Source organism: Nonomuraea sp. NPDC049158, assembly GCF_040648335.1.
Classification (GTDB): Bacteria; Actinomycetota; Actinomycetes; order Streptosporangiales; family Streptosporangiaceae; genus Nonomuraea.
Window position 1 is genome coordinate 112,945 of record NZ_JBEZDM010000012.1, and the last position, 24,381, is coordinate 137,325.

The 24,381-nt window shown below is 69.5% G+C and carries 27 protein-coding genes; 18 read left to right on the forward strand and 9 right to left on the reverse strand.

What is annotated here, in order from left to right:
- Positions 1-32 precede the first annotated feature (32 nt).
- Complete coding sequence (locus AB0B61_RS26005; RefSeq protein WP_358436613.1) at positions 33-1,316, reverse strand: citrate synthase; 1,284 nt, start codon at positions 1,314-1,316, stop codon at positions 33-35.
- 67 nt (positions 1,317-1,383) lie between these two features.
- Between AB0B61_RS26005 and AB0B61_RS26010 the strand changes: the two genes are divergently transcribed.
- The 4 genes from AB0B61_RS26010 to AB0B61_RS26025 all read left to right on the forward strand — a co-directional run bounded on the left by AB0B61_RS26010 (position 1,384) and on the right by AB0B61_RS26025 (position 4,914).
- Positions 1,384-2,598 carry a hypothetical protein gene (locus AB0B61_RS26010; RefSeq protein WP_358436616.1) on the forward strand — a complete coding sequence of 405 codons (1,215 nt, stop codon included), beginning with the start codon at positions 1,384-1,386 and terminating at the stop codon, positions 2,596-2,598.
- Between the two features lie 29 nt (positions 2,599-2,627).
- A complete protein-coding gene (locus tag AB0B61_RS26015; RefSeq protein ID WP_358436619.1) occupies positions 2,628-3,068 on the forward strand; it encodes a GNAT family N-acetyltransferase in 441 nt (146 codons plus the stop codon).
- An 81-nt stretch (positions 3,069-3,149) separates the two neighbouring features.
- Positions 3,150-3,983: a TauD/TfdA family dioxygenase gene (locus tag AB0B61_RS26020; protein ID WP_358436622.1), complete on the forward strand. Its 834-nt coding sequence runs from the start codon at positions 3,150-3,152 to the stop codon at positions 3,981-3,983.
- A gap of 52 nt (positions 3,984-4,035) precedes the next feature.
- Positions 4,036-4,914: a hypothetical protein gene (locus AB0B61_RS26025; protein ID WP_358436625.1), complete on the forward strand. Its 879-nt coding sequence runs from the start codon at positions 4,036-4,038 to the stop codon at positions 4,912-4,914.
- 31 nt (positions 4,915-4,945) lie between these two features.
- On the opposite strand, the gene AB0B61_RS26030 is transcribed toward AB0B61_RS26025, so the two are convergent.
- A complete protein-coding gene (locus AB0B61_RS26030; protein WP_358436628.1) occupies positions 4,946-6,235 on the reverse strand; it encodes an MFS transporter in 1,290 nt (429 codons plus the stop codon).
- Positions 6,236-6,380: 145 nt separating this feature from the next.
- Here AB0B61_RS26030 and AB0B61_RS26035 point away from each other — a divergent pair, with 145 nt between their 5' ends.
- From AB0B61_RS26035 to AB0B61_RS26045, 3 genes are all read left to right on the forward strand, one after another.
- Complete coding sequence (locus AB0B61_RS26035; protein ID WP_358436631.1) at positions 6,381-7,382, forward strand: SIS domain-containing protein; 1,002 nt, start codon at positions 6,381-6,383, stop codon at positions 7,380-7,382.
- A 57-nt stretch (positions 7,383-7,439) separates the two neighbouring features.
- The gene (locus AB0B61_RS26040; RefSeq protein WP_358436634.1) at positions 7,440-8,063 is read left to right on the forward strand and encodes an HAD family hydrolase; all 624 of its coding nucleotides are present in this window, start codon (positions 7,440-7,442) and stop codon (positions 8,061-8,063) included.
- 283 nt (positions 8,064-8,346) lie between these two features.
- On the forward strand, positions 8,347-9,780 hold the full coding sequence (locus AB0B61_RS26045) for a vanadium-dependent haloperoxidase (RefSeq protein WP_358436637.1): 1,434 nt from the start codon (positions 8,347-8,349) through the stop codon (positions 9,778-9,780).
- Here the strand turns inward: AB0B61_RS26045 and AB0B61_RS26050 are convergent.
- Positions 9,759-9,911: a hypothetical protein gene (locus AB0B61_RS26050; protein WP_358436640.1), complete on the reverse strand. Its 153-nt coding sequence runs from the start codon at positions 9,909-9,911 to the stop codon at positions 9,759-9,761. The genes AB0B61_RS26045 and AB0B61_RS26050 overlap by 22 nt on opposite strands.
- Positions 9,912-9,935: 24 nt before the next feature.
- Here AB0B61_RS26050 and AB0B61_RS26055 point away from each other — a divergent pair, with 24 nt between their 5' ends.
- Entirely contained in the window at positions 9,936-11,495 is a 1,560-nt protein-coding gene (locus tag AB0B61_RS26055) for a carboxylesterase family protein (protein ID WP_358436643.1), read from the forward strand.
- Between the two features lie 48 nt (positions 11,496-11,543).
- Here the strand turns inward: AB0B61_RS26055 and AB0B61_RS26060 are convergent, their stop codons facing one another.
- Positions 11,544-12,647, reverse strand: coding sequence for a LacI family DNA-binding transcriptional regulator (locus AB0B61_RS26060; RefSeq protein WP_358436646.1), 1,104 nt, complete (start codon positions 12,645-12,647; stop codon positions 11,544-11,546).
- 161 nt (positions 12,648-12,808) lie between these two features.
- On the opposite strand from AB0B61_RS26060, the gene AB0B61_RS26065 reads away from it, so the two are divergent.
- From AB0B61_RS26065 to AB0B61_RS26090, 6 genes are all read left to right on the forward strand, one after another.
- Positions 12,809-13,684: a PfkB family carbohydrate kinase gene (locus AB0B61_RS26065; protein ID WP_358436648.1), complete on the forward strand. Its 876-nt coding sequence runs from the start codon at positions 12,809-12,811 to the stop codon at positions 13,682-13,684.
- Complete coding sequence (locus tag AB0B61_RS26070; RefSeq protein ID WP_358436651.1) at positions 13,681-14,985, forward strand: extracellular solute-binding protein; 1,305 nt, start codon at positions 13,681-13,683, stop codon at positions 14,983-14,985. The genes AB0B61_RS26065 and AB0B61_RS26070 overlap by 4 nt, the downstream gene beginning before the upstream one ends.
- The gene (locus AB0B61_RS26075) at positions 14,982-15,866 is read left to right on the forward strand and encodes a sugar ABC transporter permease (RefSeq protein ID WP_358436652.1); all 885 of its coding nucleotides are present in this window, start codon (positions 14,982-14,984) and stop codon (positions 15,864-15,866) included. Before AB0B61_RS26070 ends, AB0B61_RS26075 begins: the two co-directional genes overlap by 4 nt.
- Positions 15,863-16,738, forward strand: coding sequence for a carbohydrate ABC transporter permease (locus AB0B61_RS26080; protein ID WP_358436655.1), 876 nt, complete (start codon positions 15,863-15,865; stop codon positions 16,736-16,738). Before AB0B61_RS26075 ends, AB0B61_RS26080 begins: the two co-directional genes overlap by 4 nt.
- A gap of 92 nt (positions 16,739-16,830) precedes the next feature.
- Entirely contained in the window at positions 16,831-17,358 is a 528-nt protein-coding gene (locus AB0B61_RS26085; RefSeq protein WP_358175735.1) for a SigE family RNA polymerase sigma factor, read from the forward strand.
- Between the two features lie 38 nt (positions 17,359-17,396).
- Complete coding sequence (locus AB0B61_RS26090; protein WP_358436657.1) at positions 17,397-18,425, forward strand: ABC transporter substrate-binding protein; 1,029 nt, start codon at positions 17,397-17,399, stop codon at positions 18,423-18,425.
- A 64-nt stretch (positions 18,426-18,489) separates the two neighbouring features.
- Here the strand turns inward: AB0B61_RS26090 and AB0B61_RS26095 are convergent, their stop codons facing one another.
- The 5 genes from AB0B61_RS26095 to AB0B61_RS26115 form a co-directional block, all read right to left on the reverse strand.
- A complete protein-coding gene (locus AB0B61_RS26095; protein ID WP_358436660.1) occupies positions 18,490-19,419 on the reverse strand; it encodes a dihydrodipicolinate synthase family protein in 930 nt (309 codons plus the stop codon).
- A 100-nt stretch (positions 19,420-19,519) separates the two neighbouring features.
- Positions 19,520-20,014 (reverse strand): hypothetical protein, encoded by a 495-nt coding sequence (locus AB0B61_RS26100; protein WP_358436663.1) that lies wholly within the window; start codon positions 20,012-20,014, stop codon positions 19,520-19,522.
- A 78-nt stretch (positions 20,015-20,092) separates the two neighbouring features.
- Entirely contained in the window at positions 20,093-20,944 is an 852-nt protein-coding gene (locus AB0B61_RS26105; RefSeq protein WP_358436666.1) for a helix-turn-helix transcriptional regulator, read from the reverse strand.
- Positions 20,945-20,947: 3 nt separating this feature from the next.
- Positions 20,948-21,466: a DUF6879 family protein gene (locus tag AB0B61_RS26110; protein WP_358436669.1), complete on the reverse strand. Its 519-nt coding sequence runs from the start codon at positions 21,464-21,466 to the stop codon at positions 20,948-20,950.
- Positions 21,444-21,668 (reverse strand): hypothetical protein, encoded by a 225-nt coding sequence (locus AB0B61_RS26115; protein WP_358436672.1) that lies wholly within the window; start codon positions 21,666-21,668, stop codon positions 21,444-21,446. The genes AB0B61_RS26110 and AB0B61_RS26115 overlap by 23 nt, the downstream gene beginning before the upstream one ends.
- A 239-nt stretch (positions 21,669-21,907) precedes the next feature.
- Between AB0B61_RS26115 and AB0B61_RS26120 the strand changes: the two genes are divergently transcribed.
- From AB0B61_RS26120 to AB0B61_RS26135, 4 genes are all read left to right on the forward strand, one after another.
- On the forward strand, positions 21,908-22,036 hold the full coding sequence (locus AB0B61_RS26120) for a hypothetical protein (protein WP_357960234.1): 129 nt from the start codon (positions 21,908-21,910) through the stop codon (positions 22,034-22,036).
- Positions 22,033-23,193, forward strand: coding sequence for a methyltransferase domain-containing protein (locus AB0B61_RS26125; RefSeq protein WP_358436675.1), 1,161 nt, complete (start codon positions 22,033-22,035; stop codon positions 23,191-23,193). The genes AB0B61_RS26120 and AB0B61_RS26125 overlap by 4 nt, the downstream gene beginning before the upstream one ends.
- 190 nt (positions 23,194-23,383) lie before the next feature.
- Positions 23,384-23,734 (forward strand): hypothetical protein, encoded by a 351-nt coding sequence (locus tag AB0B61_RS26130; RefSeq protein WP_358436678.1) that lies wholly within the window; start codon positions 23,384-23,386, stop codon positions 23,732-23,734.
- Positions 23,731-24,372: a hypothetical protein gene (locus AB0B61_RS26135; protein ID WP_358436680.1), complete on the forward strand. Its 642-nt coding sequence runs from the start codon at positions 23,731-23,733 to the stop codon at positions 24,370-24,372. Before AB0B61_RS26130 ends, AB0B61_RS26135 begins: the two co-directional genes overlap by 4 nt.
- The last annotated feature ends 9 nt before the right edge of the window (positions 24,373-24,381 follow it).

Consider the following 24,381-nt stretch of genomic DNA (forward strand, 5'->3'; position numbering starts at 1 on the left):
ATCAGCGGACAGGCCCCGTCCGCGGGGGGCTGTCAGCTGATCAGCGGGCCGACGTACGAGGCGCGGAGGCGGAGCAGGGAGCCCTTGGCGTATTCCTCCATCGCGTGGGCCAGCCACCCGGCGGTTCTGGCCACCGCGAAGATCGCCTCGCCGGATCCGGGCACCATCCCGGCGACTGCGGCGAGGGTGGCGAGCGCGAAGTCGACGTTCTGCTCGGGCAGGCGGCGCCGACGGACTTCAGTCAGTACGGCCAGGACCACGGCGATGCGTTCGTGGTCCGGCGCGGCCTGCTTCACCAGGTCGAGCAGGAGGCTGCCGCGGGCGTCGCCGTTCTTGTAGACGCTGTGGCCGAAGCCGGGGATGCGCTCGCCCCGGCGTACCCGATCGGCGATCGCGCGCGGGGCCTGGCCGGGTTCGTGCACCTCGGCCAGGAGCCGTTCGGCCGCGTTTGACGCGCCGCCGTGCAGGGGGCCGCCGAGCACGCCCAGGCCGGTCAGCACCACGGCGTACGGGTCGGCGCGGGCGGAGGCGGCGACCCGGGCGGCCAGCGTGGAGGGGGCCAGCTCGTGGTCGGCGAGCAGCACGAGCGCGGCCCGCAGCGCGGCCAGGAGGGCGGGGGTCGCGGGCTCCGGGCACAGATGGGACCAGAGCCGCTCGGCGATCGACTCGCCGCCGGGGGTGTGGAGCGCCGGCAGGGCGTCGACAAGGCCGGAGATGAGGCGACGGCCGGTGGCGGCGACTGAGGCGGGATCGAGCTGGTAGCGGAGGGAGTCGGCGGCGCCGAGGACCGTGGTGATCACCTGAAGGCGGTCCAGGAGCGGCAGACCCTCGGGGAGGCTGCGCTGAGCCGCGATTGCGGCCTGTGACGTCTCCGGATCACGCGCCCAACCCCGCGCCGCGCCGCCCGACGCCTCGGAATCACGCACCCGATCCCCCACCGCGCCGCCCGACGTCCCCGGACCGCGCACCCGCCCCCGCGCTCCCCGGACCGAGGCGAAGACGTCAGGGTCGCCCGTCCACAGCCACTCGGCCACCGTTTCGAAGTCGGCGGTTCGGGCCAGGGTGAGGGCGTCGCGGCCGCGGTAGTACGGGCGGTCGAGGCCGAGCGCGGTGATGCCGGACTCGATGACCAGCTCCGGCGGCTGGCTGCGTGGCCGTCCGCGACGGGCCAGCTGCTCGATCTCCGCCGCGTCGAACAGGCTGCGCCGGTCCTCGCTGTGACGTCGCTTGAGCACGCCCCGGCTCACATACGCGTAGAGGGTGGCGGGCTTCACGCCGAGCCGTTCGGCTGCCGTCGCCGCGTCGATCCACTCCACGCCAAGCCTCCTATATTGATGAAAATCAATATTGATACACATTGAGCGAACATGTCAACGTGTGGACATGCCCAAAGTTCACTTCCTTGATGTGACCAACCGAGACGGCGTGCAGACCGCGCGCACCGGCCTGTCGAAGTTCGGCAAGACCATGGTCAACTTCTATCTGGCCAAGCTCGGGGTGGCTCAGTCCGAGATCGGTTTCCCCTTCCTGTTCCATGAGGTGCCCTACGTACGGGCGCAGACGGCGCTGGCCGAGGCGGGCGCGTTCGGCGAGCTGCGGCTGTCGGGCTGGTGCCGCGGCGTGTCGGAGGACGTGGAGAAGGCGGCGCCGCTCGGCCTGAAGCACTACAACCTGTCCATCTCCACATCGGACTACATGATCCAGAACAAGTTCCGCGGCCGCCTCGACCGCGGCGCGATCATGCGCGAGATGACGGCGGCCGTGCGGGCGGCCAAGGCGGCGGGCGCGCTGACCGTGGGCGTCAACGCGGAGGACGGGTCGCGGACGGATGACGGGTTCTTGCTGGAGTTCGCGCTGGCGGCCAAGGAGGCGGGCGCCGACCGGGTCCGCTACTGCGACACGATCGGCGGCGACACCCCCGACCGGATCCGCGAACGCTTCGCCAAGCTGGCCTCGGCCGTCGGGATGCCCGTCGAGACGCACTGCCACAACGACCTCGGCCTGGCCGTGGCCAACTCCATCTCGGGCGCGCTCGGCGATCTGGAGGCCGGGCAGGACGCGTGGATCAACACCTGCGTGAACGGCATCGGCGAGCGTTCCGGCAACGCCGACCTGCTGTCCACGATCCTCGCCTTCGAGCACGGCTTCGGACTGGAGGCGGAGATCGGGGACGCCATCGACCTGTCATGGGCGCGCAGGTTCGGGCTGTGGGCGAGTTACGCGCTCGGGCAGCCCCTGCCGTACAACCAGGTGGGGGTGGGACGCAACGCGTTCGCGCACGAGTCGGGCATCCACGCCGACGGGGCGCTGAAGGATCACGGCAACTACGAGCTGTACGACGAGGCGACGCTCGGGCCGTTCCCCGAAGACTGGCACGCGCGCGGCGGGCGGGTCGTGCTGACCGGCGAGTATGGCGGGAAGGCCGGATTCCGGCACGTCATGGACGGGCTCGGCGTGGACGTACGGGAGGAGGACCTGGCCTTCCGGCTGGTGCAGCTCTGCAACGCGATGACCGGCCGACCGCTCACGGATGACGAACTGCGGCTGATCGCTGCGTATCCGCGGGAGCTGGCACTGCTGTTCCCGGAGTACGAGTGAGCGCCCGCCACGGCTCATAGCATGAGCGCATGCAGATCGAGGAACGGACCGTTGCCGACGACGACCTGGCCGCCCTGCTCGCCGCCGCCTTCGACGAGCTGGTGAAGCGCTACGGACCCGAGGGGCGTTCCGTCGTCAAGGCGCAGGCCCGCTACCTCGTCGCCTACGCCGGGGAGCACGCCGCCGGGTGTGGCGCCATCCAGCCGGCGGGTCCGGATATGGGGGAGCTCAAGCGGATGTACGTGGATCCCGCGTTCCGTGGGCAGGGGATCGCCAGGCAGCTCTTGGCGGCCTTGGAGGATCTGGCCCGAGGCATGGGCTACGAGAGGGTGCGCTTGGCGACCGGGGTCAGGCAGCCTGAGGCCATAGCTCTGTACGAGAGCAGCGGGTATGTGCTTGGCGAGTCGTACGGGATGTATGTGGATCAGCCGCTGACCCGCTGCTACCGCAAGGAGCTGGGCTCGGTCTGAACGACGCGGGCGAGCGCGTGGACCCCGCGCCCCGGGCGGGTAGGCCGTAGAGGCAGGCGGCACGATCACCGGGAGACCACGATGCGGACCAACGCGACACCGGTAGGCGGCCCCACTGCGTGGACTCCCTCCACCCTGCGCGAACAGGACTGGCTGCTCCACATCGACCAACCACTCACCGGGACCCGACCCGAGTTCCACATCCCGGCACTGACGCTCCTGGCCGAGAGAGCCAAGGCCGCGCTCGAAGCGGGTCCCGGTCTGGTGGTGGTCCGGGGATGGCCGATCGCGGGCCGGCCCGAGGAGCAGATCGATCTTCTGTGCTACACGTTCGGCTCGCTCATCGGCACTCCGCGTACCCAGAAGGCCGGCCTGGTGACCACCGGCGAGAACGCGCGCAGAGGCATGGACGACCAAGAGCTGGCCTTGCACACCGACCGGGCCGGGCCGCCTGGGCCGCCGCACCTGCTGGGCCTGCTCTGCCTCCGCGCGGCCGTCCATGGCGGGGAATCCCTGCTGGTGAGCGGCCACGCCGTACACGACCGGCTGCTGAAAGAGCGGCCCGACCTGCTGGCCGAGCTCTACGAGGACTTCCATTTCGGCGCGGGCACGGTCTCGAACTTCGACCGTGTCTACCCCGTCTTCGAGTGGCGCGCGGGGCGGCTTCGCGTCCAGTACAACCGCCACTGGATCGAACGCGGCCAGGAAGCCGCCGGGAAGCCGCTGACCTCCGGCGCCGTAGCCGCCCTGGATGCCTTCGACGGGATCCTCGCCGACCGGGACATGGTCCTGCGCTTCCCGCTGCGCCCGTGTGATCTCCTGCTCGTCAACAATGACGTGGTGCTGCACGGCCGTACGGCGTTCACCGAAGACCCGCGTGCGCGTCGCCGCCTGGCCCGGATCTGGCTGGACTGAGTACTCCAAAGCGAGTTGACCATATTTCGTTTAACGGAGTATTGTCTCCCGCATGTTCAAGAGATCAACTCTTGCCGTGACCATGCTGTGTGTCGTCACGCTCGCCGGCTGCTCCTCCAGCCCTGAGGCGCAGCCTGCCAAGGCGACGGCCGTAAGCGGCAAGTCGGACAAGCCGCAGAGGATTCAGTCGGTCATCGCCGACTGCATGAAGCAGAAGGGTTTCCGTTACGTCGCCTGGGTCCCGCAGCCCAAGCCGGAGACGGACAACGACAAGGCCGCCAATGGCGACTACGAGGCCATGAAGCGGGTGCGCTCGAAGCAGGGCTTCAATGTCTTCTACCAAGTCGCCGACCCCGGCTCCTTCAGAAAACAGGCCGCGTACACCCGCGACGACGACCCCAACACCCCGATCAGGGAATCGCTGTCGAAGGCCCAGTTGCGCAGCTATGGCAAGGTCCTCGACAGCTGCAACGTCAAGGCCCTCAAGGACGTGACCGGCAAGGTCGTCAAGAGCATGGACGACGAGTACGAGCAGTACGAGAAGGCCTACAAGGCCGCCTACGAACGTGAGCTGAACGGCGACCCCAAGCTGATCGAGCTGGCCGCGACCATGGGTGACTGCGTCAAGGGCAAGGGCTACCGTGTGGACTCCGTCAGCCCGGCGAGCATGAACGAGCGCGGCTACCGGGAGTTCGCGGCGCAGATGAACGCCATCGCCAAGAAGCAGGGCCAGGCCGAGGAAGACGCCAGCGAGAACAGGGTCTACCAGCCAAAGCTGGCGCAGGCGGCCGCGAACCAGTACCTCGCCAAGGAGATCAAGGCCGCGCTCGACGACCTCGAGTGCGGAAAGGACTTCTACGCCGCCTTCTACCCCAAGGCCGGGCGCATCGGCGACCGCCTCGACTCCGAGTTCGGCCGCTGGCGGCTCTGATCGCCGAACAGAAAGGCCCGCTAATGACCCTCTAGAGGGTCTGCTCCCCCGTTTCGGGCAGGCCGAGCAGGCAGAGCAGGCTCAGTACGGCCATCGCCGACACATACCCCCCGACGCCCAGCACACCGGCGCCGCTCGCCTGTAGGCCGGTGGCGACCAGCGGCGGCACCGCCCCGCCCAGCACCCCGCCGAGGCTGTAGGCGACCGAGGCGCCGCTGTAGCGGTATTCCGTCCTGAACAGTTCCGGCAGGAACGCCCCCATCGGCCCGAACACCAGCCCCATCAGGCCGAGCGCCCCGGCCAGGGCGACCCCCACGAGCACCACCGACCGGGTCTCCATCAGCGGGAACATCACCAGCCCCCACACCACCGCCGCAGCGGTCCCGGTGAGCAGCGTGCGGCGGCGGCCGAAGCGGTCGGACACCATCGCCGACGCCACCGTCCCCGCCGCCATGAACACGACACCGATCATGGTCAGCGCGAGCATCGTGGTCTTGGGGATCTTCAGCGTCTGCGTGCCGTACGCCAAGCAGTAGGTGGTCGCGGTGTAGAAGAGCGTATACGCGATCGTCATCGCGCCGGCGCCGAGCAGCACGCGGCGCCACTGCCGCCGCATCAGGCCGGTGAACGGCACCTTGGCGATGCGGTGCTGGTCCATGGCGGCCTGGAAGACCGGGGTTTCGGCGATCTTCAGGCGCACGTACAGGCCGATGAGCACGAGCAGCAGGCTCGCCACGAACGGCAGGCGCCAGCCCCAGCCGCCGAACTGCCCGTCGGTGAGCACCTCCCCCAGCAGCAGGAACAGCCCGTTGGCCACGATGAACCCGACCGACGGACCGAGTTGCGGGAACATCGCGTACAGCCCGCGCTTGCCCGGCGGCGCGTGCTCGGTCGCGAGCAGCGCGGCGCCGCCCCACTCGCCGCCGAGTCCGATGCCCTGCGTGAAACGGAGCAGCACGAGCAGCACCGGAGCGGCGACGCCGATGGCCGCGTAGCCGGGCAGCAGGCCGATCGCGACCGTGGACAGGCCCATGACCAGGAGCGAGACGACGAGCATGGACTTGCGCCCGATCCGGTCGCCCCAGTGGCCGAACACCGCCGAGCCGAGCGGCCGCGAGATGAACGCCACCGCGAACGTCGAGAACGCGGCCAGGCTGCCCGCCACCGGGTCCATCCCGGGGAAGAACGCGGTGTTGAGCACCAGCGCGGCGGCGGTGCCGTAGATGTAGAAATCGTAGAACTCGATGGCCGTGCCGATGAGGCTGGCGGCCGCGACTCTCGTCCGGCTGGGCGTCGTCCTGGTTGCGGGGGAAAGCGGCATTACGTCTCACTATGCGAATTCGCGTCTTGCGGAGTGATACGCAGACGCTATCAGCTGGGCGGTCGAGCGACCTCTTGACTCATTCTCGGTCTGAGTGAGAACGTTATCAACGTCCGACTGAGAACGTTCTCAAAGGGAGTCCCCTGTGACCGACCTGCTGCCGCTCAAACCGATCGAGTCCGACCTGGCCGACAAGATCCGCGCGACGCTCGACCAGCGCCCCCAGTTGGCGCAGCTCGTCTCGGACGCCATCGACAAGGGTCTGCGCAATGTGTTCTTCGTGGGCGCCGGCGGCTCGCTCATCGCCGCCTACCCGGCCCACTACCTGCTGGAACGCGAAGGCACCTGGCCCGTCTACAAGCTGCAGAGCGACGAGCTCAACACCGCCCGCCCCCGGCGCATGGGCGAGGGCTCCCTGGTTTTCCTGGCCTCCTACACCGGCAAGACCAAGGAGACCGTCGCCGCCGCGCAGTACGCCAGGAGCACCGGCGCGACCGTGGTCGTGGTGACTCAGGAGGGCGGCCCGCTGGCCGAGGCGGCCGACGTGGCCTTCACCGGCAAGAGCGATCTGTTCATGCAGTTGGCGGCCTATGCCCTGCTGCGCAGGTCCGGTGTGGAACGTGACTGGGCGCTGCTCGACCAGGCCCTCGACGCGCTCCCGGACGCCCTGGTGGCCGCCGCGCACGAGGGTGAGGAGCGGGCGCGGGTCATCGCCGAGACACTGAAGGACGAGCCGATCACCTACGTGCTCGGCTCGGGCCCCAGCTACGCTTGGGCGTACGGGCTGGCCATGTGCTTCCTGCAGGAGATGCAGTGGAAGCACGCGGCGAGCTTCAACTCGGGCGAGTTCTTCCAGGGCGCGTTCGAGGTGGTCAACGACGACGTGGCGGTGATCAACCTGCTCGGCGAGGACCCGTCGCGGGCCATGGCCGAACGGGCCAGGCGCTTCCTCGACACGTACGCGACCAAGAAGACCTTCCACATCGACACGGCGGACCTCACGCTGCCCGGCATCCCGAAGGCGCTGCGCGGCGAGGTGTCCCCGCTGGCGATCGCGGTGCTCATGGACCGGCTGTCCCGCCACTACGAGGCCGTGCGCGGGCACGACCTCGACAAGCGCAACTACATGTTCCAGGTGGACTACTGATCATGTCGCCGGGCGGCGCCCCGCCGCCCGGCGACATCGCGGGGGAGGGAGCTGGGTTTGCCGGTCGAACTCGTCATCTTCGACTGTGACGGGGTGCTCGTGGACAGCGAGCGCCTCTCGGTACGCGTCGGCACGGCGGCACTGCGCGAGCTGGGGTGGTCGATCGACGAAGCGGAGTACGCCGCCCGGTTCGTGGGCTGCAGTGACGAGGAGTGGGATCGGGCCGTCGGCGACGTTCCGGCGGGGTGGCGCGCGCGGCTGGCGGCGGCGCACGAGGCGGCGCTGACGGCGGAGCTCGTTCCCGTGCCGGGGATCGTGACGGCGCTGGACCGGCTGAGCGTGCCGGTGTGCGTGGCGTCCAACGGGAGCCACGCGAAGATCCGCCGCAGCCTGGAGCTCACGGGACTGGCGGAACGCTTCGCCGGGAACGTCTTCAGCGCCGAGGATGTGGAGCGGGGGAAGCCAGCGCCCGACCTGTTCCTGTTCGCGGCGAGTGCGCTCGGGGTGCCGGCGGAGCGATGTGTGGTGGTGGAGGACAGCGCTTATGGGGTGATGGCGGCGGAGGCGGCGGGCATGCGCTGCCTGGCCCTGCTCAACGGCCTGGTGCCAGCCGCCCGCCTCTCCCCCGCTACCCACCTCACCGACCTGGCTCTCCTGCCGTCCCTGCTGGCTTCTGTCTGAGCGCCTTTCTTTTTTTACGGCAAGTCTTTTTACGGCAAGCATGGGCCGGCCCCACCCACCGCACGTGGCTGAGGGCCTCCAGGAATACGCCCGCTGAACCCGCACGGGGCGGGCCGCCGCCACGTGCGCCTCCTGACCCGGCAACCAGGAGGCGCATCAGAATGCCTGGCCCTAGGGGAAAGGCAGCTCTTACCGGCAGGATAGATCGAAACTGAGTTCGAGCATGGAAGCCTAGCCTCTCCGTACCGGGCGCACGGGGGCCCACGACGCGAGGAGACTTGCCATGCCCGTTCTGATGTCCTTACGCGCGGCAGCGCTCACCTTGGTGACCGCCGCCGCGCTCGTCTTACCGGTCACACCCGCCCACCCGGCGGCGACGGCGCAGCCCAATGTGGTGGTCAGGTGGAACACGGCGCTGCTGGCGGCGGTGCGCGGCGGCACGCTGGGGCCGCCGCTGGTGGCCAGGGCGCTGGCCACGGTGCACACCTGTGCCTATGACGCGTGGGCCGCCTACGATCCGGTCGCCGTCGGCACCCGGCTGGGTGGCTCGCTGCGGCGGCCCGCCGCCGAACGTACGGATGCGAACCGGGCTCAGGCGATCAGCTACGCGGCCCATCAGGCGGCCGTTGACCTCTATCCGGCGCAGCGGGCGGTGTTCGACGCGTTGATGACCGAACTGGGCTACGACCCGGCCGACCAGTCCAGCCAGCCGGCTCAAACCGGCCTGGCCGCCTGCACGGCCGTGCTCGAATACCGGCATGCTGACGGCTCCAACCAGCTCGGCGGCTACGCCGACACCACCGGCTACGCGCCGGTCAACGCTCCGATGGTGGTCGCCGATCCGCTGACCACGGTCAACGACCCGAGCCGCTGGCAGCCGCTCACCTTCCGCAACAAGGCGGGCGTGGTGGTCACGCCGCCGTTCCTCGCGCCGCACTGGGGCGGGGTCGCCTCCTTCAGTGGTCACGCGCGCGACCTGGCCGACCACGTGCCCGCGCCCGCGACGTACGGCTCGGCCACCTACCGTGCGCAAGCCGCCGAGATCGTGGCGGGCACCGCCGCGCTGACCGACCGCCAGAAGGCGATCGCGGAATACTGGGCCGACGGCCCCAACAGCGAGACGCCGCCCGGCCACTGGTGCCTGTTCGCCCAGCAGGTGTCGGCGCGTGACCATCATGGCCTGGACCAGGACGTGAAGATGTTCTTCGCGCTGGCCAACTCGGTGCAGGACGCCGGGATCGCCTCGTGGGAGGTCAAGCGCGTCTTCGACTCCGTACGCCCGATCACCGCGGTCCGCTTCCTGTACCAGGGGCAGCAGATCGCGACCTGGGGCGGCCGGGTGATCGACGGGGCGACGTGGGTGCCCTATCAGGTGCCGACGTTCCCGACGCCGCCGTTCGCCGAGTACGTCTCCGGCCACAGCACGTTCAGCGCGGCGGCGGCCGAGGTGCTGCGGCGCTTCACCGGCGGCGACGCGTTCGGCGGCGAGGCGCTGATCGCCAAGGGGTCGTCGCAGGTGGAGCCGGGGGTGAGCCCCGCCGGCGACCTGACGCTGCGCTGGCGTACCTTCAGTGACGCCGCCGACGAGGCCGGGATGTCGCGGAGATACGGCGGCATCCACTTCCGGGGCGGCGACCTGCAGGGCCGGGCCCTCGGCCGGGCGGTGGGCGGCGCGGCGTGGCAGCGCGCGGCGGCCTACTGGTCGGGACGCGGCTGAGAGAGCCCGTCACCACGCACGTGCGGCGTGCTCAGCCCTTGGCGACCAAGGGTGAGCACGCCGTACTTGGCGACCACGGCGGTGCAGGTAGGTACACCCCGGCCGGGCAACTGGGTGGATTCCAGAGACACGGCCCCTGGCTCATCTTGGTGACCATGAGCTTTCTCAAGGTGGGCATCAGAGCCTTATCCCTGCTCCCAACGCTCCTGCTCCCGGCGGTCGTGGCCCTGCCGGCGCAGGCGGCGGCCACCGGGAGCGCCGTCGTCAGGACCGACGCGGGCGCGGTGCGCGGCGTCGCGACCGAAGATCACCGCACCTTCCAGGGCATCCCCTTCGCCGCGCCGCCGGTCGGCGCGGCTCGATGGCAGCCACCGCGGCCGGTCGAACCATGGCCGGACGTACGCGACGCGACACGCCCCGGCCCCCGCTGCGCCCAGAACGCCGACCCGATCACCGGGCTCCCGGCGAGCGACAGCGAGGACTGCCTCTACCTCAACGTGACCACGCCCCGGAGATCGCCCACGCTCAGGCCGGTCATGGTGTGGGTGCACGGGGGCGGCTTCACCGGCGGCGCGGGCGGCGAGTACGACGAGCGGCGCCTGGCCGTGCGGGGAGATGTCGTCGTCGTCACGGTCAACTACCGGCTGGGGGCGTTCGGATTCTTCGGGTATCCGGGGCTGGCGGACTCGGGCACGTACGGGCTGATGGACCAGCAGGCGGCGCTGCGCTGGGTGCGGCGCAACGCGGCGGCGTTCGGCGGGGACCCCGGCCGGGTGACGCTGTTCGGCGAGTCGGCGGGCGGCGACAGCATGTGCGCGCAACTGGCCTCACCCGCGGCCGCCGGGCTGTTCCAGCGGATGGTGATCCAGAGCGGGTCGTGCACCGAGCTGAACGTGCCCGACGTGATCTTCCCGGGCGTGGGCGCGGAGTACGACACCTGGAAGCCGCGCGCGACCCTGGAAGCGGTCGGCTCGCGGGTGGCCACCGGGCTGGGCTGCGCCGATCCGGCCACGGCGCTGGAGTGCCTGCGCCGCCTGCCGGTGAGCGCGCTGCTCGCCGCGCAGAATCCGCCCGTCTTCTGGAGCCCCGCGTACGGCACGCCGCTGCTCCCCGTCCATCCCGCGCGGGCGCTGCGCGACGGCCGGTTCAACCGCGTGCCGGTGCTCGCCGGGACGACCCGCGACGAAGGCTCGTTCTTCGCCGCCACGTTCCCGCCGCTTGAGGAGAATGACTACAGGGGCCTCCTCAATGCCGCGTTCGGCGACAAGGCGGATCTGGTGGCCGAGCGCTATCCCGTCGGGGCGTCGCCGCGCCAGGCGTGGGGCTCGGTGATCACTGACCGGGGGTATGCCTGCCCGAACAGGCGCAACGATCGGGAGCTGGCCCGCTGGGTGCCGGTGTACGGGTATGAGTTCGCCGACCGCGAGGCGCCGCTGCCGTTCGAGCTCCCGCAGCCGCCGGACTTCCCGCTCGGGGCCTTCCACGCCTCGGAGCTGGCCTACCTGCACGACCTCACGGGCAAGGTCACTCTGCGGCCCGACCAGCGGCGGCTGTCCGACACGATGATCCGCTACTGGACCCGCTTCGCCGCCGAGGGCAGGCCGGCCGCCTCCTGGCCGTCCGTCCCGCTCGTGCAGTCGCTGGAGCCAGGGGGCGTACGCCCGGCCGACCTGAACGCCAGGCACAACTGCGACTTCTGGGACACCCTCCGCTGACACCCGACGTCGAGCGCGCCGTGCTTCGGGGAGCGCGGCGCGCTTCGGCTAGGGGGACGTCCCAGCGGGCGTCCGAACGGATCTGGCCGACTCGCGCTCGACGAAGCGGGTGGGCAGGCGGCGGTGTACGGGTCGGCGGTCGGTGCCCTGGACGCGGTCCAGGAGCAGGCGGCCCGCCTCCGCCCCCAGCTCGTACACCGGCTGGGCCACCACGCTGAGCGGCGGGGAGATCGCCTCCGCCCAGTCGGCGTCGTCGAAGCCGACCAGCGACACGTCGGCGGGACAGCGCCGCCCCAGCCGCCGCAGCGCCTGGAGCACCCCGAGCGCGAGCAGGCTGTCGAGGGCGAGTATCGCGGTCGGCGGGTCGGGCAGTCCGAGCAGGCGGGTCGTGGCCGCGGCGGCGTCCTCCCTGCGGAAGCCCTCGGCGCTGACCAGCTCGGGCCGGGGCTCGATGCCCTGTTCGACCAGGGCGTCGCGGTATCCGGCGGCGCGGGCGCCGACCGTGGTGGCGCCCAGGCGTTCGACGCCGCGCAGCCCGGGGCGGGCGAGCCGGGGCCGCAGCTTCTCATCGCCGCCGGTCAGTAAGGCGATGCTGCGGTGGCCCAGCGCGAGCAGGCGTTCGGTGGCGTCCTTGGCGGCGGCGCGGTTGTCGATGCCGACCGTGTCGGCGTCGAGCCCCGGGACCCGCCGGTCGAGCAGGACGACCGGGATCCCGGCGTCGATGACGTCCTGAAGGGCGTCGCGGTCGGCCGTGTCGGTGGGCGCGACGACCAGGCCGTCGACGCGCCGCTCGGTGAGCACGCCGAGCGCCTTGCGCTCGAGCGAGAGGTCCTCGTCGGTGTTGACCAGCAGCACCTCCCAGCCGCGCTCGTGCGCCACGTCCGCGATGCCGCGCAGGGCGCGGGAGAAGAACGGGTTCTCGATGTCGGGTACGAGCACGCCGAGCGTGTGGGTGAGCCCGGTGATCATGCTGCGGGCCAGGCTGTTGGCCCGGTAGCCGAGGCGTTCGGCCGCGGCCAGCACCGCCTCGCGGCTCTTGCCGCTCACCGAGCCGTAGCCGCCGAGTGCCCGCCCGGCCGTCGCGGTGGAGACCCCTGCCTCCTTGGCGACGACCTCGATCGACGGCATGCTCCGCCGAGCGCTGCCGCTCATCCGCACCCCCGGTGCTGCTAGATCGTGTCCACACCATCATGCTCCCACTGACGGGAGGCGATCACCGTAGCGGATTTCGCGAGGGCTATTGACATGCGTCTCAGCGATTGAGAACGTTCTCACTCAAGCGAGTGAGAACCTTCCCAGTCACAGGAGACCGTGTGGAGCCACGCTTGATTCGCCTGGTGGCCGTCGGGGACAACGTCGTCGACCGCTATCCCGATCTCGGCGTCATGTACCCGGGCGGCAACGCCGTGAACGTCGCCGTGCACGCCCGCCGTACGGGCGCCGAGTCGGGCTACCTGGGCGCGGTCGGCACCGACGAGGCCGGGCGCGTGGTGCGCGACGCGCTGGCCGCCGAAGGCGTGGACCTGTCACTGCTGCGGACGGTGGACGGGCCGAACGCCTTCGCCACCGTCCGTCTCGTCGCGGGCGAGCGCAAGTTCACCGGCGGCCGCGAGGGCGTCTCGCGCTTCCGCCTCTCCCCCGCGGATCTGGTACGGCTGGCGGCGGCCGACATCGTGCACACCGGCGAGTGCTCGTTCCTGGAGGGCCAGCTCGACCAGCTGGCCGCGCACGCCAGGCGGTTGTCGTTCGACTTCTCCGAACGCCCGTGGGACTACGTCGAGGAGCATGCCCGGCACGCCGGGATCGCGATCCTGTCCAGCCCGTCCGGCTCGCGGGAGGAGGCACTCGCGCTGGCGCGGCGGGTCAGGGCGCTGGGCCCGGCCACGGTGGCGGTCACCCTCGGCGCCCACGGCGCCGTCCTGGTCTCGGGAGCCGCCGGCGACAGCGCAGCTGGAGTCTTAGAGGGCTCCAGGGACCTGGTCGCCTGGGGTGCCGCCGAGCCCGTCGCCGTGGTGGACACGCTCGGCGCCGGTGACGCGTTCATCGCCCGTCTGCTGGTCGGCCTGGCCCGCGGCGAGGACCTGCCCGCGCTGGCCGTCGCGGCCACCGCCTACGCCTCCCACGCCTGTACCTCCTACGGCGCCTTCGGACACGAAGCCCCCCTGCCAAGCACCAAGGAGACCCCATGAACACGCATCGCTGGACCGCCCTGCTGCTGGGCACGGCGCTGGTCACCGCCGGTTGCGGTGGCGGCTCGGCCGGCGCGCCCGCCAAGGCCGACCTGTCCGCGCCCAAGGACAAGTCGGGCACGCTGACGATGGTCACCAAGTTCGCCGATCCGAAGTACGCGCCTTACTTCGAGAAGGTCGTGGCGGCGTACAAGGCGGCCAATCCGAAGGTGGACATCAAGCTCGAGCAGGTCGGCGACCAGCCGTACAAGGACAAGATCCGGGTGCTCACGGCGTCGAAGGACCTGCCGGACATCTACTTCTCCTGGGCCGGCGACTTCGCCAACAAGTTCGTCCGGGCCGGGCTGGCCGCCGACCTGACCGGCGTCATCGGCCCGGACACCCCGTGGGGCTCGACGTTCGCGCCGGCCGCGCTGAAGGCGTTCCAGTACAACGGCAAGTACTACGGCATGCCGGTCGACCTCGACGGCAAGTACCTCGCCTACAACAAGGCGGTCTTCACCAAGGCGGGCGTGCGGGTGCCCAAGACGTTCGAGGAGTTGCTGAGCGCCTGCGACACGCTCAAGTCCGGGGGCGTGCAGCCGATCGCCTTCGGCAACCAGTACGGCTGGGCGGCCATCCACTTCATCACCCAGCTGAACGCCTACGACGTGGCCCCCAAGACCCTGGAGACCGACTACGCCCCGGCGACGGGCGCCTTCACCGATCCCGGGTACGTCACGGCGCTCAAGCAGTTCGGCGATCTGGTGTCGCGCTGCGGCACCAAGGACGCCAACGGGCTGTCGCACGAGACCGCGCAGGCGCAGTTCCTGTCCGGGAAGGCGGCCATGCACTACCTGGAGTCGGTCGAGTTCGACGTGCTCGACAAGTCGGAGCTCGACTGGAGCTTCCTGCGCCTGCCCGCCCCGGCCGGCGCCCCCGGCGACACGAACGCGCTGACCGGCGCCCCCGACGGCTTCCTGGTCAACGGCCAGAGCAAGAACGCGGGCCTGGCCGTGGACTTCCTGAAGTTCCTGTCCAGCAAGGAGAACGCGGCCACGATGACCAAGGACATCGGCTGGCTCAGCCCGGTCAAGGACTCGGCCACCTCCGCGAACTCCTACCCGCAGCTCACCGACGCCCTTCAGGACATCGGCGAGGCCGGCAGCTTCGCCATCTGGCTGGACACGATCACCAACGCCGAGGTCGCCGGCGCGTACCTGTCCGGTGTCGAGGGCATGCTGTCCGGCTCCCGCGCTCCCGAGCAGGTCATGGCCGGCGTCCAGAAGGCGGCGGCCAAGGCCAAGAAGGAAGTCGGGTGACCGTGCTGAGGCGGTGGCGGACCTGGGCCTGGGTGCTGCCCGCCGTCGTCCTCCTGCTGGTGTTCGTCTACTACCCGATCGCCGACAACCTGCGGCTGAGCCTGTTCTCCTGGAACGCCTTCTCGCCCGAGCCCCGGTTCGTGGGCCTGGACAACTACGCCGAGGCGTTCGGCGACCCGGTGTTCTGGCGGGCGCTGGGCAACAACGCCGCCTACGCCGTGGTCTCGCTGGTCTTCCAGGGCGGGCTGTCGCTGGTGCTGGCCGCGCTGCTGGAGGAGCTCGTCGGGCGGCGGACGCGCGGCCTGCTGCGCACGCTGTACTTCATCCCGGCCGCGATGTCGATCACGGTGGTGGGCGTGCTGTTCTCCTTCCTGTACAACCCTCGGTACGGCCTGCTGAACGAGGCGCTCAACGGCCTCGGGCTCGGCCACCTGGCCAGGGCCTGGCTGGGCGAGGAGGGCTCGGCCATCTGGAGCGTCATCGCGATGAGCCAGTGGCAGTCGGTCGGCTACACCGCCGTGCTGTTCGTGGTGGCCATCCAGCGCATCCCCCGCGAGTACTACGAGGCCGCCAAGGTCGACGGCGGCGGCCCGGTGCGTACGTTCTTCTCCATCACGCTGCCGATGGTCAGGGAGATGACGACGCTGGTGGTCATCCTCACGATCTCGGGCGCCTTCCTGGTGTTCAACGAGGTCATGGTGATGACGGCCGGCGGCCCTGACAACTCCAGCCAGGTGCTCGGCACGTGGCTGTACCGCAAGGCGTTCATGGAGGACGACATGGGCTACGCGGCCACCGTGGCCACGGTGATCTTCGTCATCACGTTCGCCATCGCGGCCGGGCAATTGGCCGTGTCCCGCCGCCGGAGGTACGACTCGTGATCTCGACCAGCCTGACCCGCCCGGCCGTGGTCCGCGCGCAGGCCCCCATACGACTGCGGGCGGTGGTGGGGCGGCTGCTGGGGTGGAGCCTGCTGGCCGGGTTCGGGATCGCCGTGCTCTATCCGGTGCTGTGGATGGTGCTCAGCGGGTTCAAGGACAACCAGGAGATCTTCAACCAGCCGTGGGGGCTGCCCGGCGAGCTGCGCTGGGACAACTGGGCGCGGGCCTGGGACCTGGGTGTCGTCCGCTACTTCACCAACAGCGTGATCGTCACCTCGGCGTCGATCGTGGCCACGACACTGATCAGTGCGTGGGCGGCTTACGGGATGTGCCGGTTGCGGCTGCCGTTCGGGAACGGGGTGGCGTTGCTGGTGCTGGGCGGGCTGCTGCTGTCGCCGACGGTGGCGCTGATCCCGCTCTTCCGCCTGCTGACGTCGATGGGGCTCTTCGACACGTACTGGGCATTGATCGTGCTTTATACCGCTTTTCGGGTGCCTTTCACGATTTTCCTGATTCGGGCGTACATGATCGAGCTGCCGCGCTCCGTGGACGAGGCGGCCACCATCGACGGCGCGTCCACCACGCAGATCTTCTGGCGGATCATCCTGCCGATGTCGCGGCCCATCCTGGTGTCGGCGGCGCTGCTGCAGGCGCTGTTCGCGTGGAACGAGTTCGCGTTCGCGCTGGTGTTCGTCAGTGACGACTCGCTGAAGACGCTGCCGGTCGGGCTGATGGCCATGCAGAGCCGCCTGCTCACGGACTGGCCGGTGATGATGGCGGGGCTGACCATGGCCGCGCTGCCGACGATCGTGCTGTTCCTGATCGGCCAGCGCCAGTTCCTGCGCGGCCTCACCGAAGGGGTGGGCAAGTGACCGCGCGGCTCTGACGTCTCCATCCCACCTCAGGAGTGCCAACCTTTCGCCGCGCCCACAGCGTCTGGAGGTTATCGACTTGAGGAGAGACGTTGGATCGCGATGCCAGTTTCCAGGCGTTCGTGGACGCTCACCAACGTCCGTTGATGCGCCTGGCCTACCTACTCACCGGAGAGGTCCACCTCGCGGAGGATCTCGTGCAGAGTGTGCTGGTCCGCATGATCGGGCGGTGGGCGAAGTTAGGCCACATCGACAACCTCGACGCGTACGCGCGCAAGACCATGGTGAACCAGTACATCTCGTGGCGGCGGCGCCGCGGCTCCGACGAGGTGCCGAGCGCGGAGCCGCCCGACCGGGCCTACTCGCCCGAGGACTCCGCCGTCCTGCGGATCGTCCTGCGTCAGGCACTCATGCGGCTGACGCCCAAGCAGCGCGCGGTACTCGTCCTGCGCTTCTACGAGGACCGGACAGAACGTGACGTCGCCGACCTGCTGGGCTGCTCCGTCGGCACCGTGAAGAGCCAGGCGCACCACGCTCTGGCGCGCCTGCGCGCGCTGGCACCCGAGCTGGCGCCGAGACTGCCCGTTCTGGACGACCACAGTGCGGAGGCACGCCGATGACCTGGTTCGGAGAGCAACTCGGCCGCATCGCGGACGACATGCCGGAGCGCGATCTGGCCGCCAGGGCGATCGAGATCCATCAGCGCAAGCGGCGCAACTTCATGGCACTCACCGCCGCCGTGGTGGTCGTGGTCACCGTGCTCGCCGCCACCGTCGCGGTACGGGCGCTGCCCGCGGAGCCGCGCGCCGCCGCTCCCCCGCCCGAGCAGTCCACCATCAGGGTCGGGGTGACGACGACCGTGGAGTCGGTGCCCGTGGTCGTGGCCCTGAACAAAGGCTATTTCAAGGAGGAAGGGCTGACGGTGGAGCCGAGGACCATCTCCGCCGCGGCGGCCGCGTTCCCCCTGTTCGAAAGCGGCGCGCTGGATCTGGCGCAAACCGACTACGCCACAGTCTTCCTGGCGAACGAGGTGGGCAAGAAGTTCAAGATCGTCTCCAGCCTGTATCAGGCCGCGCCAGGACACTTCGCGGTCGTCGTGAACCCCAAGTCCAAGATCAGGACGGCGTCCGACCTCAAACGCAAGAGGATCGCGATCTCGAGCCTCGCGGGGCTCGGGAAGTTGGCGCTGACCGCCGTACTGAAGCGAGCCGGACTGACCATGAACGACGTCGTGCTGACCGCGGTGCCCGATCGCGACATGCTCGCCGAGGTGCCCAGGGGACGGGTTGACGCTGTCCTGATGACCGAACCGTTCATCACGGCAAGCCTCCAGATCAGCCACTCTCGGATTGTGGCTGACGCGATGACCCAGGAGTTCGCGAACCTGTACACCGCAGGCATGATGGCCCCCGACGAGTGGATCCGCGAACACCCTCGCACGCTGGCGGCCTTCCAGCGCGCGCTGGTCAAGGCACAGCGTCTGATCGCGAGCGACCCCCAGCAGGCGCGCGACGCCCTATACGATTTCTCCAGGGTCCCCCCGAATTTGGCGGCAGGCGTTACGTTGGGCTCCTATCCCGCACGGCTGGACCTGACAGAACTCCAGCGGGTCGCCGATCTGGCCCGCGCCTACAAGTTGATCAAACACCCGGTAGACGTCAGGAACACCGTTGTGAAGGGCGGCTGAGCCCGGCTGGGCGCCGAGCGCAGGCGGCCCCGACTCTCTGCGCTCGGCTTTCGGCTTCCGGCTGCTACGGCGCGGGGAAGAGCTCCGGCAGGGCCGCCCTGGCGATCGGGCGGAGCCACTCGGCGTGCTCCTGCTCCACCGACCGGTACGGCCAGCGGACCCGGGTGCCGATGTCCGCCCAGCCGCCGACATGGGCGAGGAACTTGTCGAGCGCCGGATTGGCGTACCCGCCGGACGCCAGCGGCTGGACATGCTCGGCGAAGAACAGCCCGATCCGGCGCTCCACGTCCCGCGCCGCCGCCGGATCGGTGCGCATGAGGCGCTGCCAGGCCATGGCGCCGGTCGGGCTGAACGCCGCGATGTTGGAGTAGGACCCCGCCGCACCCAGTTCCGTACCGGTGGCAAGGGTGTGCCCCGCCACGAACACCGGCAGATCGGCCGCCTCTTCCCCCATCTCGCGATACCAGCCCGCATCGCCCCCCGCGACCTTCACCCCGACCAGCGCGGGAACCCGCGCGGCCAGCATGCCGAAGTCGGCGGGCGTGAGACGGGTCTTGGCGTGCGGCGGGTTGTACAGAACCAGCGGCACGGGGTCGGCGACCTCGGCGACCCGCTCAAGGAAGGCCACCACCTCGGCCAAGGACGGCGGAGCCCAGTCCGGCAGGATCACCTGGATGGCCCCCGGATGGAGCTCACGGGCGAGCTTCACTCTTCGCAGACAGGTGGTGGCGCTCATGTGGCTGGCGCCTATCTGGTACGGCAGGCCGACGCAACGCTCCGCGAGCAGCTCGTTGACCTGCTGGTATTCATCATCGGTTATGGCGTGGAACTCCCCCGCCGTACCGTGGGCGTACACGCCGTCCAAACCCGCCACGGCCAGCCGGTCCAGCTCGTCGGCCAGCCGGGCGAAGTCGATGGAGTCGTCGGGGCGGAGCGGCAGCAGGACGGTACCCCACGTACCACCGAGAGTCTTTCGCGTAAGAAGTGGCGTCATAAGCCGAAATATCATCAGACACCGGTGCGTCATGGGTAGACGCGACGGCTCGGCGGCGCTGTTCGCGTGACTCAGGACCGCCTTACGCGGCCCTGAGCCCTCAGCGAGTGACCCGCAGCGCCCATTCAACCGAATCGGGCGCCTGAACGCGGACCGTCAGCGCTGTCTTGGAGTTGAGATTGAGCTGATTCAGGGTCGGAGTGAGCGTTTCCTTCAGGCAGGTGAATGGCAAATTCACCGCAGGCGCCAAGATGATCTCGGCCCTTCCCGCCCCTTGGCAGTCGAACATCACCCATAGGCGACCCTTGCCGGGAACAGCGCCGATGATGCGAGAACCCTTGGTCGGTCCTGCGGTGAGCAGGGACTTGGTTCCCGCGTCCATCCCCGGCAGCCGCAGAGGACCGGGCCTGTCGGGCGGAGGCGCGGTCGCTTCGGCCTGGGACGAGTTGCCCGGCGAGACGGCACCTTGTTGCGAGGATCGTGCCACCGGAGGCGCGGACGTGCAGGACACAACCGCACAGACCAGAATCAGAGACGCGATGGCGGGCGCCACCTTCCGGATACTCAGCGGGTGCGGCTTGGGCTGCTCATCCATGTTCGCCATTGGACCGCAATCCCTGTGCGTGGGCGAGGGCCGTCAACGAACGGGCATTCATGTCCACGCGGTAGGGGACTATTCGTCGAGGGCGGCCACCGCGGACGTGATGATGCCGCGGGCTGCTTTGCCGTACACCGCAAGCCTTGCCAGCGTCGTGAACACGTCGGCGTACATGCCGATCTCGTACGGCTGGGTGATCGTCAGATGGCCCGAGATGAGTTCGACGGTGACCTCGGCGTCATCGAACATGAAGAACGCCTCCGTCGGCCAGACGCTGGAGCGGTCGGCGTCAAGGGGGATGATGCCAAGAGACACCGATGGCAGCGCGCTTACGGTGAGCAGGTGTCCGAGTTGGGCGGCCATGACCTCGGTGCCGCCGATGGGCCCGCGTAGGACGCTTTCCTCCAGGATCACAGCGAACCGGCGGTCACCCTCATGGATCAGGCGCTGCTTATTGAGGCGCACCTGGACGGCCTCCTCCACGTCGTTGGGGAGGCCACGCCGCCGCATCAGCGCGGTGAGCACGGCCGCGATGTATGGGCCGATCTGTAGCGGCCCTGGGATCAGCTTGGAGGAGTAGATGCGGAAGTGCCGTGTGCGCTCCCATCGGGGGATGACGGCTTCCTGGGCTTTGCGTAGCCCAGTGCGTTCCATGTGCCGCCACTCCACGAACATGCCCTCGATGGCTTCGAGCGAGACCACCAGTTCCTCAGCCTGTTCGGGTACGCCACAGTGCCTGCACCATGCCCGGACGTCAGTGGCGGCGGGGCGGCGGCGGGCGTGTTCGATGCGGCTCACCTTGGAAGCCTGCCAACCCGCCAGGCGCGCAAGGTCGCGTCCTGACAGGTCGGCTGCTTGGCGTAGATGGCGAAGTCTGGCCGCCAGGATGTGAAGCGCCTGCTCAGCGCTTGAAGACGTGGGACGCACGGCTCAGGTTGGCCGATAGTCCTCGTGTGGAATACCGCGACTCCAGACGGCCTCGAACGCCTCCGTGTGCTGCTTGACCAGCGCGGAATCGGTGATGAGCTCCGTTCCCACCTTGTCACCCACCCCGCTGAAGTGGTGCACAAGAAGCGTGCTGGCGTCGAACAGCCAGAAGTCGTTCGGCGGCAGCATCAGGTCTGTGGTCCTCTGGCGCGGTAGCCAACGCACGTGCTCGCCGGCGCGGATGTTCGGGATGGTCACGTCATACTCGTACCGAATGTAGGTGCTGATGGGCTCGGAGATGATGCGCGCCCGTCGCACGTCGACGCCACGAGCGACGGCGTCAACGACGTTCTGGAGCCATGGCCGCCACCATGAGGACCTGTCGTCCAGGTCGATCCTGTGTCCGGCCTGCCACGCCGCGAGGTTCGGGTCGTTGAGGGTGTAGCCGTCGCGCGTCTCCAGGTGCCAGGCAGAGCGCTCGCATCCAGCCAGGAGCTGCTCAAGCGTCGCCGTGGCTGCCACGGGTTACCTCCGGGAAGAACTGCGTCATGCGCTTGGGGAAGCGGATAAGTGTCTCCCCCTCGGGCAGGTCGCCGACCTCTTGGAGAGTGCTGGGGTCGGTGACGGTGAAGCCTTGCAGGATGTAGTCGTTTCCGTCCTCCCACACCGTGGGCGAGTCGCCGTCGGGGCTGTCGGGGTCTTTGCCGAGGAATCTGAGCGACACGGAGACCTCCTTTGATGGGGATGGAGTACCTGTGCCGAAGCTTGCGGCCGGCTGCAGCTCGACTTCAACAAGATTGCCAGAAGTTGCCAGGGTGAATCAGCGCCGTCGTCCCTCAACGCGGACACGCGCAATGAGCGGCAATGGCATTGAGCCAGGTCAGCCCGTCTTCATAGCTTCCCATCATCAGCCCGCAGGCGGGACCCCCACCCCGCGGCCACACCCACGAAAGGGAAGACAGCATGGGCGGAAAGCACGAAGACCCCAACAGCCCCAAGGATAAGGAGGTCACCGGCAAGGAGGGCGGCACCGGCAGCACCAACGACCACCACCAGGAACCCCAGGGCGACCACGCCAAGGGCAAGAAGTGACCGCGACCCCCGAACGCCTCGACCGGCTCATCGCAGCTCTCGACCCTGAAGAGGCCGGCGACATCAGCGAGCCCATCAAGGACGCGGTGCGCGCTGTGCCGCGCCACCTGTTCATCCCCCCGGTCGGTCTGGTCGTCGAGGAGGGAGAGCCGTACCTGATAGACCGGGAAGCCGATCCCCGCACTTGGTGGGACACCGTCTACTCGCGCAGCATCATCGTCACGCAACTCGACGACGGCGCCACCGCACTGAGCGAGCTGCGGGGCGACTCCACCTCGTCGGCGTCCGCCCCGTCCACGGTCGCCGACCTGCTCAACCACTTGCGGCCGGAGCCGGGGCACCGCGTGCTCGAGGTCGGCACCGGCACCGGATACACCGCCGCGCTGCTGTCGCATCTCGTCGGAGATCAGGGGGAGGTGACGTCCATCGAGGTGGACCCACGGGTGGCCGAGCAGGCGGCGAAGAACCTCGCCGCGTCCGGGACCCATCCGCGGCTGGTCATCGGCGACGGCGCGCTCGGCCACCCGGACCGGGAGCCGTACGACCGGGTGCACGTCACCTGCGGCATCCGCACGATTCCGTACGCCTGGGTGAAGCAGACCCGCCCCGGCGGCGTGATCGTGCTGCCGTGGCATCCCGGGTACGGCACCAGTCACGCGCTACGCCTGGAGGTGCAGGACGACGGCACCGCTGTCGGACGGGTGGTCGGGTATGCCGGGTACATGATGATGCGGTCGCAGCGTCTGAGGCCGGGCGAGGATCCGCCGCCGGGCAAACAGCGACGGCATTACCGGACGGCGCTCGACCCGCGAGCGCTCGACCGGCTGGGCGCGGGCGCGGATCTGGCTATCGGTGCGCTGACAGGTCTGCGGTCGCACACCACCGAGGGTGCCGATGAGGACGGCGAATATGTGCGCACATGGGTCCACGATCCGGACGACGTCCGCTCGTGGGCGGTGGCCACGTGGCGGCCCGGGAGTGTGGATCATGGGGTTCAGCAGGTGGGCGACCGGCCTGTGTGGGACGAGGTCGTCCAGGCGTACGCGCGGTGGGTGAGCTGGGGCGGGCCGCACTGGCGCCGCTACGGCCTCACCGTCGCGCCGGACGGCCAGTCGGTCTGGCTGGATACACCGGAACGGGTGCTGAGTAGCACCTGAGTTCTGAGCAGGCGGGCGGCGGCGTTTCCTTCAACGGATTCTGCCGCCGCGGTGCCAACTCTCGCATAAGAAGTGGCGCCATAGGCAGAAATATCGTCGGATACCGGTGTGACAGGGATAGGTGATCCAGGATGTGAAGCGTGGCTGCCGGCGGGTGGCGCTAATGAGTCCTAAGGCGCTGAGGCAATGGATGGATGACGCCGGGCATGCCGCGACGCGTCATGGGCACTGTGCGGTGGGCGAGGTCGAGCGCGGCGCGACGCGTGCTGCGGATGAGCCTGCGGCCCCGCCGACCGGCTTGACGGTCGAGGACTGCGTGGGCGCGGGCTTTCGGCCGTACGGCAACTGCCTGAGGCGGTCCCGCGCGGGCGTCACGGTACGCGTCTACTTCTCCTATGACGCGCGGCACCACGCCGTGCTGCTCGAAGCGCGCCGAGGCAGGCGCGGGACGTTCGTGTGGATCGACGGCCGCCGGTCGGTCTCGACGGCGGCGTCCGGAGCGCCTCCTTGGCGCATTGGCTGGAGCATCGCTTCACCATGAGGGTCCTGGGCGACGGAGAGGACCCGGCGCGCGCCCTGTCGATGTGGGGCTGGATGACCGAAGTTGGGCGCATCGCGGCGGGCGACCGACGCGGATGGGCGCAGGCGTACCCGGCTCCGCCCGCGGGCGTGACGCCTGCCGACTATCGGGAGCTGGGCTCCGAGTTCGAGGACGAGTGGTGCGCGTTCAACTATCTCGACGAGACGGGCAAGAGCACGATCCGCGTCGTCTTCTCCGCCGATCTTCGGCATCAAGCGATGTTGATCGGGGGGCCGGACTGGATCGGTACGCTGCTCTGGGTCGACGGGGAGCAGGTGCCGGTGCCGTGTGACCAGGATTTCGGTCCGCTGTGCGAGCAGTTCGCCGAATGGCTGGACGATCGCTTCGTCTGTACCGAGATCGGCGGCCTGTGGGACCATCCGCTCTACGATCCGGCCAAGATCAATCTGCTCGGCGAGATCCGCGGGCTGCTGATCTGGGACGCGTTGCGGCGTGTCCGGCACATCGTGCTTCCCCGCCCGACCGAGGCGTGGCGGAGCCCGATGCTGCGAGTGGCGGGCGACTCGTGGCGCATATACCCGGATGGCCAGGCGTACCAGCAGGACCGGCCCGACCGCGTGCTGCCGATTCCCCGCTGAGACAGGACC